The sequence below is a fragment of the Streptomyces sp. AK010 genome (genome assembly GCF_014207295.1).
Classification (GTDB): Bacteria; Actinomycetota; Actinomycetes; order Streptomycetales; family Streptomycetaceae; genus Streptomyces; species Streptomyces massasporeus.
The window spans coordinates 367471-380958 of the sequence record NZ_JACHCX010000006.1; the positions used below are offsets into that span (position 1 = coordinate 367471).

Annotated in this window: 13 protein-coding genes and 1 pseudogene; 6 read left to right on the forward strand and 8 right to left on the reverse strand. The window is 73.5% G+C overall.

All coding sequences use genetic code 11. The features are described 5' to 3' along the window. The 3 genes from HDC93_RS14895 to HDC93_RS14905 all read left to right on the forward strand — a co-directional run bounded on the left by HDC93_RS14895 (window position 1) and on the right by HDC93_RS14905 (window position 2535). On the forward strand, window positions 1-1197 hold the full coding sequence (locus tag HDC93_RS14895) for an aminotransferase class V-fold PLP-dependent enzyme (protein WP_185010967.1): 1197 nt from the start codon (window positions 1-3) through the stop codon (window positions 1195-1197). A 112-nt stretch (window positions 1198-1309) separates the two neighbouring features. Next, window positions 1310-2074 carry a trans-aconitate 2-methyltransferase gene (locus HDC93_RS14900; RefSeq protein ID WP_185011077.1) on the forward strand — a complete coding sequence of 255 codons (765 nt, stop codon included), beginning with the start codon at window positions 1310-1312 and terminating at the stop codon, window positions 2072-2074. A 161-nt stretch (window positions 2075-2235) separates the two neighbouring features. Beyond that, window positions 2236-2535, forward strand: coding sequence for a hypothetical protein (locus HDC93_RS14905; RefSeq protein ID WP_031110250.1), 300 nt, complete (start codon window positions 2236-2238; stop codon window positions 2533-2535). Window positions 2536-2566: 31 nt separating this feature from the next. Here the strand turns inward: HDC93_RS14905 and HDC93_RS14910 are convergent, their stop codons facing one another. The 8 genes and pseudogenes from HDC93_RS14910 to HDC93_RS14945 form a co-directional block, all read right to left on the reverse strand. Beyond that, window positions 2567-3220: an ATP-binding cassette domain-containing protein gene (locus tag HDC93_RS14910; RefSeq protein ID WP_185010969.1), complete on the reverse strand. Its 654-nt coding sequence runs from the start codon at window positions 3218-3220 to the stop codon at window positions 2567-2569. Then, window positions 3213-4202 carry an ABC transporter ATP-binding protein gene (locus HDC93_RS14915; protein ID WP_311774545.1) on the reverse strand — a complete coding sequence of 330 codons (990 nt, stop codon included), beginning with the start codon at window positions 4200-4202 and terminating at the stop codon, window positions 3213-3215. The genes HDC93_RS14910 and HDC93_RS14915 overlap by 8 nt, the downstream gene beginning before the upstream one ends. Then, complete coding sequence (locus HDC93_RS14920) at window positions 4199-5098, reverse strand: ABC transporter permease (protein ID WP_185010973.1); 900 nt, start codon at window positions 5096-5098, stop codon at window positions 4199-4201. Before HDC93_RS14920 ends, HDC93_RS14915 begins: the two co-directional genes overlap by 4 nt. After that, entirely contained in the window at window positions 5088-6056 is a 969-nt protein-coding gene (locus HDC93_RS14925) for an ABC transporter permease (RefSeq protein ID WP_185010975.1), read from the reverse strand. Before HDC93_RS14925 ends, HDC93_RS14920 begins: the two co-directional genes overlap by 11 nt. Window positions 6057-6076: 20 nt before the next feature. Then, window positions 6077-7666: an ABC transporter substrate-binding protein gene (locus HDC93_RS14930; protein ID WP_185010977.1), complete on the reverse strand. Its 1590-nt coding sequence runs from the start codon at window positions 7664-7666 to the stop codon at window positions 6077-6079. Window positions 7667-7778: 112 nt separating this feature from the next. Then, window positions 7779-8093 (reverse strand): annotated as a pseudogene (locus HDC93_RS37810) (DUF6299 family protein); the annotation flags it as partial. A 26-nt stretch (window positions 8094-8119) separates the two neighbouring features. Continuing rightward, window positions 8120-8518: a RidA family protein gene (locus HDC93_RS14940; RefSeq protein WP_185010980.1), complete on the reverse strand. Its 399-nt coding sequence runs from the start codon at window positions 8516-8518 to the stop codon at window positions 8120-8122. Further along, a complete protein-coding gene (locus tag HDC93_RS14945) occupies window positions 8515-9831 on the reverse strand; it encodes an acyl-CoA dehydrogenase family protein (RefSeq protein WP_185010983.1) in 1317 nt (438 codons plus the stop codon). Before HDC93_RS14945 ends, HDC93_RS14940 begins: the two co-directional genes overlap by 4 nt. Window positions 9832-9958: 127 nt before the next feature. On the opposite strand from HDC93_RS14945, the gene HDC93_RS14950 reads away from it, so the two are divergent. The 3 genes from HDC93_RS14950 (at window position 9959) to HDC93_RS14960 (ending at window position 13342) form a co-directional block, all read left to right on the forward strand. Next, window positions 9959-11569 carry an AMP-binding protein gene (locus tag HDC93_RS14950; RefSeq protein WP_185010985.1) on the forward strand — a complete coding sequence of 537 codons (1611 nt, stop codon included), beginning with the start codon at window positions 9959-9961 and terminating at the stop codon, window positions 11567-11569. A 15-nt stretch (window positions 11570-11584) separates the two neighbouring features. Next, entirely contained in the window at window positions 11585-12397 is an 813-nt protein-coding gene (locus HDC93_RS14955) for a PaaX family transcriptional regulator C-terminal domain-containing protein (protein WP_185010987.1), read from the forward strand. A gap of 174 nt (window positions 12398-12571) precedes the next feature. After that, window positions 12572-13342 (forward strand): ribonuclease BN, encoded by a 771-nt coding sequence (locus HDC93_RS14960; RefSeq protein WP_185011079.1) that lies wholly within the window; start codon window positions 12572-12574, stop codon window positions 13340-13342. Window positions 13343-13488 lie beyond the last annotated feature (146 nt).

Below are 13488 nucleotides of genomic sequence, written 5' to 3' on the forward strand. Positions count from 1 at the left end.
ATGACCGCACCGATCACCCGCGAGGATCTGCGCCCGTGGCAGCGGGCGCTGCGCGAGGAGTTCCCCATCGTCACCGGGCACCCCGAGCTGGCCTACCTGGACAGTGCGGCCACGGCGCAGAAGCCGCGGGCCGTGCTGGACGCGGTGCAGACGTATCTGACCACGTCCAACGCCAACGCCGCGCGCGGCACCTACACCTGGGGCAACCGGACGACGGAGCTGGTGGAGCGCACCCGCGAGCGCGTCGCCCGGTTCCTCGGGGACTCCCGGCCGGAACGCTCCGCCGTCCACTTCACGGGCGGCACCACCGAGGGGCTGCGGACCGTCGCCCGCGACTGGCTGCCGGGGTTCCTGCGCGACGGCGACGAGATCGTCGTGCCGGACGCCGACCACCAGGCCAACATCGTGCCCTGGCTGGAGGCCAGGGAGTCGCTCGCGCGCGAGGGCGTGCACGTGCGGGTGGTGCCGATGCCCTACCAGAGCGGCTCCGGGGACTACGACCACCGGGCGCTGGCCGAACGGGCGGGCCCGCGCACGCGGTTCGTGGCCACCACCCATGTGCACCATGTGTACGGCGGCGACATGAACGTGCACCGCATCCGTGAGGCCGTCGGCCCCGACGCGGTCATCTGCCTGGACGCCGCGCAGAGCGTGGGTCATCTGCCGGTGTCCGTGGCCGAGCTGGACGTGGACTTCGTCGTGTTCTCCGGGCACAAGGCGCTGGCCCTGCCCGGTTCCGGGGCGGTGTGGGCCCGGCAGGCCCGCGGGCCCGTCTTCGCGCCCGGCGGCTGGAGCGGCACCCCGAACACCGTGGGCATCGCCTCGCTCGAAGCGGCCCTGGACTGGCTGGACGCGGCCGGTGTCGACCGGATCGAGCGCTGGACGGCCGATCTGGCGGCCCGGCTCACCGAGGGGCTGCGCCGGCTGGACGCCTACGAGATCCTCGGCTGCCCGCTCAGTCTGGCCGCCGACTCGGACGTCCAGCGGCGGCAGTCCATCGTGACCCTGCGGCACCGTGCCATCGACTCGGGCGACCTGGGATTCATCCTGTTCAGCCACGGTTTCATGGTCCGTTCCGACCATCACTGCCAGGGCGACGCGGGCGAGAAGACCGGTTCGGTGCGGGTGAGTCTGCATGTGTACAACACGGGTGAGGAGATCGACCGGCTGCTGTCCGTTCTCGCCTCGCTCCAGTGACATCACCCGCCAGGTGCCGAGCGAGGGGCACGCCAGGCGTAATGGGAACCGTTTCCACCTGTAGGCTCGGGCCGGCAGGAGTCAGATGCGAGACGGCGAGGTGCGCGACCGGATGGGGCTGAGTCTGGCGACGGCGGAGCGATGGGTGGAGCGCTGGGAGCTCCAGCAGCAGCGGTACGCCGTCGACCGCGAGGAGCGGTTCACGGTGATCGCCGATGTCGTCGAGCACGTCACGGCGGGGCATACGGCCCCGCCCCTCGTGGTGGACCTGGGCTGCGGGCCCGGCTCCCTCGCGGCCCGGCTGGTCCGGCGGCTGCCGGACGCCGAGATCGTGGCCGTGGACCGGGACCCCGTCCTGCTGGAACTGGGCCGCACCCACCACCCGGACGCGGCCCGCTACGTCGACGCCGAGATCGGCGCGCCCGGCTGGACGTGGGCGCTGGATCTGGACCGGCCCCTGGACGCGGCGGTCTCCACGACGGCCCTGCACTACCTCGACCGCGACACCCTGCTCGGCACCTACCGGCAGCTCGCCACGCTGATGCGCCCCGGGGGCGTCCTCGTCAACGGCGACCACCTCCCCCAGGGCGAGACGGGCCCGGCCGGGATCGCGGCCCACGTCGGGCGGTGCCGGGCCGACCGGCAGCGCGCGTTCACCCACGAGGACTGGGGCTCCTGGTGGGCCGCCGTCGGCGAGGACCCGGAGCTGGCCGACCTCCTCGCGGAGCGCCGACGGCGTGAGGCCCTCCTCGGCGCCGGCCGCCCCGCCGAACTCCCCCTCTGCGCCCATCTGGAACTGCTCCGGCAGGCGGGCTTCGACACGGCCGGACCGGTGTGGCAGTACGGCGACAGCTGCGTGGTCGTGGCGGTGCGCTGAGCCACGTCCGCACCGTCCCGCGCGTCACCCGGGCGGTCTGCGCCGGATGGCGGGCAGGGGCGGACATTCCGGCCATGAATGCAGATGTCGCCTTATGGTGATGTCGACGGCCGCGCCCGGCGGAAGCGCCCCGAGCGGCACCCCCCACGCGAGGAGCACCCATGACCACCGCCGAGCACACCACCCACGAGAACCACGCGCACGCCCACGGCGACGACTGCGGCCACCTCGCCTTCACCCACGGCGACCACACCGACTACGCCCACGACGGCCACATCCACCGGATGCACGACGGCCACGCCGACGAGTGCGCGGACGGCCGCCACACGGTGCACCGCAACCACGACCACGAGCACGGCGACGACTGCGGCCACCTGGCCGTACGGCACGGCGACCACACGGACTACGTGCACGACGGCCACCGCCACGCCGCCCACGAGGGTCACTGGGACGACCACTGACGCGGCCCGTGCCGGACGCCGTCCGGCGCGCTCAGGCCAGGACGTCCCAGTGGACGGTGCGGTCGCACCAGCGCTCCAGCAGGGTGCGGTCGTGGCCGACGGCCAGCAGGGCGGCTCCGGTCGAGGCCCGGTAGCTCTCGACGGCCGCGACCAGGGCGGCCGCGGTGGAGGCGTCGAGCATCGCGGTCATCTCGTCGCACACCAGCAGGCGTGGGCGCAGCACCAGAGCCCGGGCGAGGCAGGCGCGTTGCAGCTGACCGTCGCTGACCTCGTGCGGCCGCCTGGTGAGCAGGTCGGGGGTGAGGCCGACGATGGGGGCGAGTTCGGCTGTCCGGTCGTCGGCTTCCCTGCCGCGGCCGGTGGCCCGCAGGGGCTCGGCGATCAGGTCGGCGAGCGGCAGCCGGGGGTCCGCGGAGAGCCTGGCCTGCTGGAAGACGACCCCGAAGGCGGTGCGCAGGGCGCGTGGGGCGCGGTGCCGCCAGTGCCGTACGGGCTCGCCGTCGAGGAGCAGGGTGCCGGAGTCGGGGCGGTGCAGCAGGGCCGCGACCCGCGCGAGGGTGGACTTGCCGCAGCCGCTCGGGCCGAGCAGGCCGACGGACTCGCCCGCGGCGACGGTGAGGGAGACGTCTTGGACCACCGGCGCGTTCCTGGTGTATCCGGCGGTGATGGAGCGCAGGTCAAGCACGGACGTCCTCCGGCACGTGCGGGTGGTGGCAGGCGACCGGGCCGGCGGGCGGCGGGGCGGCGCAGGTGTCGGTGACCCGGTCGCAGCGGGCGGCGAAGGCACAGCCGGCCGGGAGGTCGCCCAGTTCGGGCGGCATGCCCGGGACGGGGGTGAAGGCGCGGTCGGGCAGGGCCTGGAGCAGGGCGCGGCTGTAGGGGTGGCGGGGGCCGGGCGCGCCGAAGAAGGCTTGGGCGTCGGCGAGTTCGACGATCCGCCCCGCGTACATGACGGCGACCCGGTCGGCGATGCGCTCGGCTGCCGCCAGGTCGTGGGTGATCATCAGCAGGGCCCGTCCGCCGCCGTGGTCGCCCGGGTCGTCGATGTGCCGCCGCAGTTCGTCGACCGTGCGGTCGACGAGGTCGCGGTCGAGTCCGGTGGTCGGTTCGTCGGCGAGCAGCAGGGGCGCGCCGCCGACCAGGGCGAGGGCGGTGGCGGCTCGCTGGGCGAGACCGCCGGACAGCTGGTGGGGGTGGCGGTCGAGGTGGTCGGCGGGGAACGCGGCCCGTTCGGCGGCGGCCTCCGCGGCGGCACGCAGGGCGGCGCGGCCCCGGGTCGCGGTCAAAGCGGCGACCGTCTCCTCCAGCTGGGAGCGGACGGTGCGGACCGGGGTGAGGTGGGCGGCCGGGCTCTGCGGTACGAGACCGATGAGCCGTCCTCGTACGGTGCGGGCGAGGGTCCGCTCGTCGGCCGTGAGCAGGTCCAGGTCGTCGAGCAGGGCCGAGCCGGCGGTCCGGGCGTTGCCGGGGAGCAGTCCGAGCAGGGCGGAGGCCAGCACGGACTTGCCGCAGCCGCTCTCCCCGATCAGGGTCAGGCACTCGCCGGGCGCCACGTCGAATCGTGCGTCGGTGACGGCGGCGACGCGGCGCCCGCCGGGCAGGAGGAACCGCACGGACAGGCCGCGCACGGACAGCAGGGGGGGCGTGGACCGCGTACCGGCGCTCACAGCATCAGCTCCGATCTGTGACGTGGGTTGATCCGCTCCCGCCAGGCCCCGGCGAGTCCGGCGATGGCGAGGGTGGGGACGATGAGGAAGAGGCCGGGAAAGAGGGTGGGCCACCACTGGCCGGCGAGGAGGGAGCCGCGGGCGCCCTGGATCAGGGTGCCGAGGCTCGCCGTGTGGGTGGGCAGCCCGAGGCCGAGGAAGGACAGGGCCGACTCGTGCCACATGGCGTGCGGCACCATCAGCACGGCGGCGAGGGCGGCCTGGGGCAGGACGGCGGGCAGCAGGTGCCGTACGGCCACTCGCCACCGGGACGCCCCGCCGGAGACGGCCGCGTCGATGTACGGCCGCGACCGCAGCGACAGCACCTCGGCGCGCACGATCCGGGCCGTGGACAGCCAGTGGGTCAGCGCGACCGAGACCACCACCGGCCCTACCCCGGGGCGGAACATGGCGACGATGAAGATGCCGAGCAGCAGGTGCGGCACGGACGAGAACGTGTCGACCACCCGCATCAGGGCCCGGTCGGCCCAGCCGCCCAGCGCCCCGGCCGCGGCGCCCACGGCCGTGCCGACCACGGTCGCGGTCAGCGCCGCCGCCACTCCGACGAGCAGCGACACGCGCAGGCCGTAGACGCAGCGCAGCAGCAGGTCGCGGCCGACGTCGTCGGTGCCGAACGGGTGCGCCCAGGAGGGTGGTTGCAGCTCGGCGGCGAGGTCGACGGCCTGCTGGTCGAGCTGGACCAGCGGCGGCACGAGCAGCACGGCGAGGACGGTCGCGGCCACGAGCGCGGCGGAGGTGCGCACGCGCAGGGCGCGGGTGGAGCGGCGCTTCGGGCCGTGCGCGCGCCACTCGGGCTCGGCCGGGGCGCCGGCGGGCGCCGGTGCGTCACATGTCACTGAGCTTCACCCTCGGGTCGAACAGTCCGTAGAGCAGGTCGGCGAGCAGGTTCCCGGCGAGCACCGCGGCGGTGGCCAGCGTGGTCAGGGCGGCCAGCAACGGGAAGTCGACGGCGGTGGCCGCCTCGACGGTGGCGGCGGCGATGCCCGGCCAGCTGAAGACGCTCTCCACCAGCAGGGCGCCGGTGATGAGTTCGGGGACTCGGGAACCGATGAGCGTGAGCACCGGCAGCAGCCCGGAGCGCAGGGCGTGGCCGAGCAGGACGGTGCGTTCGCTCAGGCCCCGGGCCCGGGCGCCGCGCACCGGGTCCTCCGCGAGGGCGTCGCCGACGCCTTGGCGGACGTACAGGGTGAACCACGGCAGTTGGGACACGGCGAGGACACCGGCGGGCAGGACGAGATGGCTGGTGACCTGGCCGGGCGTGACCTGTGCGCTTCCGGTGTCGGTCAGCCCGCCCGCCGGCAGGACGTCCCACTGGAGGGCGAACAGCCAGACGGCGAGCAGCGCGATCCAGAAGACCGGTGCCGCCTCCAGGGTGTAGGCGAGGGAGGTGACGGTCCGGTCGACGAGCGAGCCGGGGCGGCGGGCGGCGAGCACGCCGAGCAGGGTGCCCGCCAGGACGGCGGCGGCGAAGGCGACGGCGCACAGGAGCGCGGACCACACGAGCCGTTCGCCGATGACCTGGGCGACCGGCTGCCGCATGACGCCGGAGTGGCCGAGGTCGCCGGTGAGCGCGGAGGTCAGCCAGTGCCACCAGCGGGCGGCGACGGGCTGGTCCACGCCGAGGTTCTCGCGCAGCCGGTCCAGGGTCTGCTGGTCGGCGCCGAGCGCGGCGGTGCCGGCATAGGCCTTGACGGGGTCGAACGGGGAGGCGGCGGCGATGGCGAAGACGCCGAAGGTGACGACGAGCAGGACGGGGACGGCGAACAGGGCCCGCCGTCCCGCCAGTCGTGCCATCGCTCCCCAGGGGAGTCGGGTCACTTCTTCGGCTGCCAGTCCTCGATGTTCCACCAGGGGCCGCTGGCGAAGCCGTGTTCGTGCGGCTCGAGTTGGGTGTTCAGGCCGTCCCAGCGGTCGGCCAGCACGTAGAGGTGGTCGATGTGGGTGAGGAAGGTGTAGCCGGGGTCCTGCACCAGGGCGCGCTGCAGTGTGTCGTAGGCGGATGTGCGCGCGGCCGGGTCCTGGCTGCGGCGGCCCTTGTCCAGGGCCCGGTCCACGGCCGGGTTGTCGTAGCGGGCCATGTTGTTGAAGCCGTCGCCGGCGAGGGAGGAGTGCAGCAGGGTGTAGAGGCCGAAGTCGGGGTCGCCGGTGCTGCCGAAGCCCGCGAGGACGGCGGTGTCCTTCATGCGCGGCTCGATGACCTCCCAGGTGGCGCTCTCCACCTTCACGTCGATGCCGGCCTTCTTGGCGTCGGAGGCGTACGCGAGGGCGTGGTCCTGGCGGACCTTGTCGCCGGAGGGGTAGAGCAGGCCGAAGGACGCCCGCTGTCCGTCCCGGCTGCGGATGCCGTCCTTGCCGGGCTTCCAGCCGGCCTCGTCCAGGATCTTTCCGGCCTTGCCGAGGTCCTGGGCGCGCTCGATGCCCTTGCTGAAGGCGGGGTCGTCGACGGGCAGCGGCCCGTAGGCGGGGCGGCCCGCGCCGTCGAGGATCTTGGCGGTCATGGCCTCGCGGTCCACAGCCGCGTCGAGGGCCCGCCGGATCGCGCGGTCGCCGGTGACCTTGTTCGCGGTGGGGAGCGTGACGGCCCGGAAGTCGTAGGAGTGTGCCTCGTAGGTGCGCTTGGCGTCGTCACTCTTGAACGTGGCGGCGAGGTTGGGCGGGAGGACCGCGCCGTCGAGGTCGCCGGAGCGCAGGCGGGTGGCGCGTACGTCGTCGTCGGCGATGACCGCCATGGTGAAGCTCTTCACCGCGGGCTTGCCGCCCCAGTAGCGGGGGTTGGCCTCGAAGGAGAGCTTCTCTCCCTTGCTCCAGCCGGTGAGGACGTACGGGCCGGTGCCGACCGGCTCGGTGTTGAAGGAGCCGGTGTTGGGGTCCTGCTTCCCCGCGATGTGCTCGGGAACGATGGGCAGGACCGTGCGGGCCGCGAAGGGTGAGTAGGGGTATTTCAGCGTGAAGACGACCTTGTCGTCGCCGCTGGCCTTGACCTCCTTCACCGCGTCCAGCTCGCTCTTGAAGGTGTTGTTGGTCTTCGGGTCGAGGGCGGCCCGGTACGTGTAGACGACGTCCGCGGCCGTCAGCGGTTCGCCGTCGCTGAACTCGACCCCGTCGCGCAGGGTGTAGGTGTAGGTGCGGCCGCCGTCGGTGATCTTCGGCAGTCCGGACGCCAGCGCGGGCTTCAGCTTCAGGTCGGCGTCGCGGGCGAGGAGCCCGTCGAAGATCTTGGAGTTGCCGTCCTTGCCGTAGCCGAGCAGGGGGCTGAGGGTGTCCGGCTCGGAGGCCACCCCGAGTACGACGGAGTCCCCGGACTTGCCGTCGCCCGAGCCGCCGCCGCTGGGGGCCGAGCAGGCGGTGACCGCCGCGGCCAGCGCCGCCGCGACGGCGGCCCCTCGTATCCGACGGGTCGACATGTGACCTCACACCCTTGTTGCTCTAGTCAGGTTGTTGCAAAGCTATCGCAATTAAACAGGATCGGCGGACGGCCCGAACCCGGGTCGCCCGCCGTTTCCTTCAGCCTGGCGCTCAGGCCCAGGTCAGGGTGACGTCCTGTCCCTGGACCGCGTGGAAGCTGGGCAGCGGCAGACCGCTGAAGGTGCACAGCTCCATCAGGGTGGCCTCGACGTGGGCCGCCCCGGCCACCAGCACGCCGGGCGTGACCTGGCCGGTGTTCACCCAGCGGTGCTCCGCGCCGTCGCACACGGCCCGGGTGCCGCCGATGCCGTGACGGGCCGTCGAGACGCCCTGACTGATGGAGGAACTGACGAAGACCGGGCCGCTGGAACTCGCGCAGCGGTAGGTGCCGGACAGGGTGACGGTGCCGTCGGCGGCCCGAGGGCCGCTTCACGGGCGGCACGACGGCCTCGCTACGGCAGGACCGCGAAGCCGTCCAGTTCCACCATCGCCTCCGCGTCCCACAGCCGGACGACCTCGACGACCGCCATGGCGGGATAGTCCCGACCGGCCAACTGGCGCCAGGTCCGGCCCAGTTCGGATGCGTGCGTACGGTACGCCTCGACATCCGTGGCGTAGACGGTGACGCGGGCCAGGTCGGAGGGCGTGCCACCGGCCGCCGCGAGGGCGGCCAGCAGATTGGTGAGGGCCCGCTCGAACTGCTCGGGCAGGGTTCGGCCGACCACCTTGCCGTCGGCGTCCAGGGCGGTCTGCCCCGCGAGGAACACCACCCGCGACCCGGACGCCACGACGGCGTGGGAGAAGCCGGTCGGCGGGGACAGCTCGGACGGGTTGACGCGCTCGGTGCTCACCGGGCCTCCTGACGGGCGTACAACTCCTTGGCGATGATGCCGCGCTGCACCTCACTGGCCCCCTCGTAGATGCGCGGGGCGCGCACCTCGCGGTAGAGGTGTTCGAGAAGGTGGCCGCGTTGCAGCGCCCGGGCGCCGTGCAACTGGACGGCCGTGTCGACGACGTACTGCGCGGTCTCGGTGGCGAGCAGTTTCGCCATGGCGGAGCGCCGGGGCACGTCCGGATCGTCCGCGTCGTACGCCGACGCCGCCGCGTGCACCATCAGCCGGGCCGCCTCGGTGCGCAGGGCCATCTCGGCGACCTGGTGCGAGACGGCCTGCAGATCCCGCAGCTTGCCCCCGAAGGCGTCACGCCCGGCGGTGTGGGCGAGAGTGGCGTCGAGGGCCGCCTGCGCCATGCCGACCGCGAACGCGCCGACGCTGGGCCGGAACAGGTTGAGCGTCCCCATGGCGACCCGGAAGCCGCGGTCTGTTTCGCCGAGCACGTCGTCGGCCGTCACCGGCACGGCATCGAAGTCGAGGGCGCCGATGGGGTGCGGCGAGAGCATGTCGAGTCCGCGGCCGGTCAGTCCAGGCCGGTCGGCGGGCACGAGGAAGGCGGTGACGCCCCGCGCCCCGGCACCCGGGGTGGTGCGGGCGAAGACGGTGTAGAAGTCGGCCTCGGGGGCGTTGGAGATCCAGCACTTCTCTCCGGTGAGCCGCCAGCGGGCGGGCCCGTCGGAGGCGGCGGCGAGCACCGGGGCGCCCGACGACCGGCCCGCCCGCGCGGCGCCCGACGACCGGCCTACCCGCGCGGCGTCCGACGACCGGCCCGCCCGCCCGGCGTCCGACGACCGGCCCGCCCGCCCGGCGTCCGACGACCGGCCCGCCCGCCCGGCGTCCGATGACCGGCCGGTCCGCGACGCGTCCGCCTCCGCCCGGAGCTGCAGCGCCGCCGCGTCCGATCCCGCCCCGGGCTCGCTCAGTGCGAAGGCCGCGATCGCCGTGCCGGCGGTGACCCGGGGAAGCCAACGGGCGCGCTGCGCCTCGGTTCCGTACGCGTGCACCGGATGGGCGCCGAGGCCCTGGAGGGCCAGGGCCGTCTCCGCTTCCGTGCAGGCGTAGGCCAGGGACTCGCGCATCAGGCACAGGTCGAGCGCGCCCGAGGTGAACAGGCGGCCGAGCAGGCCGAGGCTGCCGAGCTCGGCGACCAGGGCACGGTTCACATGCCCCGGTTCACCCTTGTCGGCCAGCGGGTGGAGGCGTTCCGCCGCCAGGGTGCGCAGCTCCGCGCACCAGGCGAGTTGTGCGGGTTCGAGTGAGAATGCGGTCATCGCCGGTCCCTTCTCCGCCACCCTGCGTTCCGGCCGGGCCACTCCGAGGCTATCGCGGACCGTTGACTGTCGTCACCAACACGATACGCTCCAGGTGCGAGCCCACCACGCCAAGGGGGCGAACCGTATGACCGCACGGCGCACGGCCCACGTCGACACCTTCGCCCGGGACCATCTGCCACCCCCGGACCAATGGCCCGAGCTCCGCTTCGATCTGCCGGAGCTGCACTACCCCGAACGGCTCAACTGCGCCGCCGAACTGCTGACCGGCCCGCCCGACGACCGCCCGGCCTTCCTCACCGCCACCGACGAGCCGTGGACGTACGGCGATCTGCGCGCCCGTGTGGACCGCGTCGCCCATGTGCTGACCGGCGAGCTCGGTGTCGTCCCGGGCAACCGGGTGCTGCTGCGCGGCCCCACCACCCCCTGGCTCGCGGCGTGCTGGCTGGCGGTGCTGAAGGCCGGGGCGGTGGCGGTCACGGTGCTCGCCCAGCAGCGCCCGCACGAGCTGAGCACGATGTGCGAGATCGCGCGGGTGAAGCACGCCCTGTGCGACATCAGGGCCGTCGACGACCTGGTCAAGGCCGAGATCCCGGGCCTGCGGATCACGGCCTACGGCGGTGACGCCCCGGACGACCTGCTCAACCGCCCGGCGCCCGCGACCCCGTACGAGGCGGTCGCGACGGCGGCCGACGACGTGGCACTGATCGCCTTCACCTCCGGCACCACCGGCCGCCCGAAGGGCTGCATGCACCTGCACCGGGACGTGCTGGCGATCGCCGACACGTTCTCCCGGCACGTCCTGAAGCCGGGCCCGGACGACGTGTTCACCGGCAGTCCCCCGCTGGGCTTCACCTTCGGTCTCGGCGGGCTGGTGGTCTTCCCGCTGCGGGCGGGCGCGAGTGCGCTGCTGCTCGAACAGGCCGGGCCCCGGCAGCTGCTGCCCGCCATCGCCCGGCACCGGGTCTCCGTGCTGTTCACCGCGCCGACGGCGTACCGCGCGATGCTCGACGAGCTCGACGGGCACGACGTCTCCTCCCTGCGCCGCTGCGTCTCGGCCGGCGAGAACCTGCCGGCGGCGACCTGGCATGCCTGGCACGAGCGGACGGGCCTGCGCGTCATCAACGGCATCGGCGCCACCGAGCTGCTGCACATCTTCATCTCCGCGGCGGACGACCGGATCCGGCCCGGGACCACGGGCGTTCCGGTGCCGGGCTGGCAGGCGCGCGTGCAGGACGCGGACGGCGAGCCCGTGCCCGACGGGCAGCCGGGCCTGCTCGCCGTGCGGGGGCCGGTCGGCTGCCGGTACCTGGCCGACCCGCGGCAGCGGGACTACGTGCGCGGCGGCTGGAACGTGACCGGCGACACCTACGTCCGCGACCCCGACGGCTACTTCCGCTACGTCGCCCGCGCCGACGACATGATCATCTCGGCCGGGTACAACATCGCCGGACCCGAGGTGGAGGACGCGCTGCTGCGGCACCCGGACGTGGTGGAGGCGGCGGTCGTGGGGCGGCCCGACGAGTCCCGCGGGCAGGTCGTGCTGGCCTTCGCCGTCCTCAAGGAGGGCGCGCCGCGGGACGCCGAGTCGCTGCGCGCCTTCGTGAAGAGCGAGCTGGCGCCGTACAAGTGCCCGCGCGAGATCGTCTTCCTGGACGCGCTGCCCCGCACGGCCACCGGCAAGCTCCAGCGGTTCAGACTGCGCGCCCCGGGGGTACCGGAAGGCGACCGGGAATGATCCGTACGACCTAAGATGATCAACGTGTCCGACCACCATGCACCACGGTCTCTCATCGTCACGCTCTACGGCGCGTACGGCCGCTTCGTGCCGGGCCCCGTGCCGGTAGCCGAACTGATCCGGCTGCTGGCCGCGGCCGGCGTGGACGCCCCGTCCGTACGCTCCTCGGTGTCACGGCTCAAGAGACGCGGCCTGCTCGTGCCGGCCCGCACCGCACAGGGCGCGGCCGGTTACGAACTGTCTCCGGACGCCCGTCAGTTGCTCGACGACGGCGACCGCCGCATCTACGCCTCCGCTCCGCCCGAGGACGAGGGCTGGGTGCTCGCGGTGTTCTCCGTGCCGGAGTCGGAGCGGCAGAAGCGGCACGTGCTGCGCTCCCGGCTGGCCGGGCTCGGCTTCGGCACGGCCGCTCCAGGCGTGTGGATCGCGCCCGCGCGGCTGTACGAGGAGACCCGGCACACGCTCCAGCGGCTGCGGCTCGACGCGTACGTCGACTTCTTCCGCGGTGACCACCTCGGCTTCGCCCCGACCGCGGAGGCCGTCGCCCGGTGGTGGGATCTGGCGGCCATCGCCAAGGAGCACGAGGAGTTCCTCGACCGCCACGCGCGCGTGCTGCGCGACTGGGACAAGCGCGAGGACACCCCGCCGGAGGAGGCCTACCGGGACTACCTCCTCGCCCTGGATTCCTGGCGCCACCTGCCCTACACCGACCCGGGCCTGCCGTCCGAGCTGCTTCCCGCGGACTGGCCGGGGGTCCGCTCCTCCGCGGTGTTCCGCGGGCTGCACGAGCGGCTGCGGGACGCGGGGGCGGCGTTCGTGGGTCTCTGACCCACCCGGACGCCGCACGGTTTGCGGCGTTTGCTCTGCCATGGAACGGTCAACGATGTCCGCGACTGGACGGAGCGCGCACCGGGAGGCGGACCGAGGGATGACCGTCACCACACCAGCGAGGACGACAGGCGCCCGCGCGGACCGGCTCCCGTGAGGCGGTGGGGGCGCTCGGTGCTCGGCGGGTGGCACCGGGCCGGTGCGCCCACTCTCGTCCGGCAGGGCCGCGAGGTGGAGTTGCTGCACCGGGCCACGGGGTTCGCCACGCTCGCCCTGGTCACCCTGGCGCCGCTGCTCATCGTGGTCGCCGCCGCCGACCCCCTGGAACGGGGCGGATTCGCCCTGTGGCTCGCGGACGGCATGGGGCTGTCCGGGCGGTCCGCGCACTTGCTCACGGACACCATCAGCCCGCCGCGCAAGGTCATCGGCACCACGAGCGTGCTCGGCGGGGTCGCCCTCGCGGTCTTCGGTGTCGCGTTCGGCGGGAGCGTGCAGAACGGCTACGAGCGGATCTGGGGCCTGCCCTCGGGTCCGTGGCACCGCGTCTGGCGGCAGGCGGTGTGGATGATCGCGATGACCGCGTACCTGTACCAGGAGGTGCAGACGCACAGCATCGTCTCGGGGCCGCAGCGGATCGCGCTGAGCTCGGCGTCCGGTGTGCTGTTCTTCTGGTGGGGGCAGCGCTTCCTGCTGGGCGGACAGGTCCGCTGGAGCGTTCTGCTCCCCGGGGCACTGGCCACCATGGCCGGCCTGGTCGGCCTGCGCACGTTCTCCTACTTCGTCTTCACCCCGCTCATCGTCACCAACGCCATCAGCTACGGAGCGATGGGCGTCGTCCTCGTAGTGGAGTCCTGGCTCATCGGCGTGGGCTACGTCGTCTACGGCGGCGCGCTCGTCGGCCGCTGGGTGCTGGAGCATCACGGACCCCGGGACCACACCGAGTAGATCCGGCCCCCGCCGGCGCTGCCGTACGAACGCACATGCCACCCCCTAGGATCCCTGTCCACGCTCATGCGAATCCACAGGGGCCTTCCCCCTCGCATCTGCGGCATTATCATCGGCGCAGACCGAACCGAGGGAGTAGCTCCGTG

What these genes read in the sequence shown, in the direction of transcription:
- HDC93_RS14925 (WP_185010975.1), bottom strand. Translation starts at nt 6,056, where the DNA reads ATGGCACGACTGGCGGGACGGCGGGCCCTGTTCGCCGTCCCCGTCCTG.
- HDC93_RS14955 (WP_185010987.1), top strand. Translation starts at nt 11,585, where the DNA reads ATGATCAACGTGTCCGACCACCATGCACCACGGTCTCTCATCGTCACG.
- HDC93_RS14950 (WP_185010985.1), top strand. Translation starts at nt 9,959, where the DNA reads ATGACCGCACGGCGCACGGCCCACGTCGACACCTTCGCCCGGGACCAT.
- HDC93_RS14895 (WP_185010967.1), top strand. Translation starts at nt 1, where the DNA reads ATGACCGCACCGATCACCCGCGAGGATCTGCGCCCGTGGCAGCGGGCG.
- HDC93_RS14945 (WP_185010983.1), bottom strand. Translation starts at nt 9,831, where the DNA reads ATGACCGCATTCTCACTCGAACCCGCACAACTCGCCTGGTGCGCGGAG.
- HDC93_RS14930 (WP_185010977.1), bottom strand. Translation starts at nt 7,666, where the DNA reads ATGTCGACCCGTCGGATACGAGGGGCCGCCGTCGCGGCGGCGCTGGCC.
- HDC93_RS14900 (WP_185011077.1), top strand. Translation starts at nt 1,310, where the DNA reads ATGGGGCTGAGTCTGGCGACGGCGGAGCGATGGGTGGAGCGCTGGGAG.
- HDC93_RS14905 (WP_031110250.1), top strand. Translation starts at nt 2,236, where the DNA reads ATGACCACCGCCGAGCACACCACCCACGAGAACCACGCGCACGCCCAC.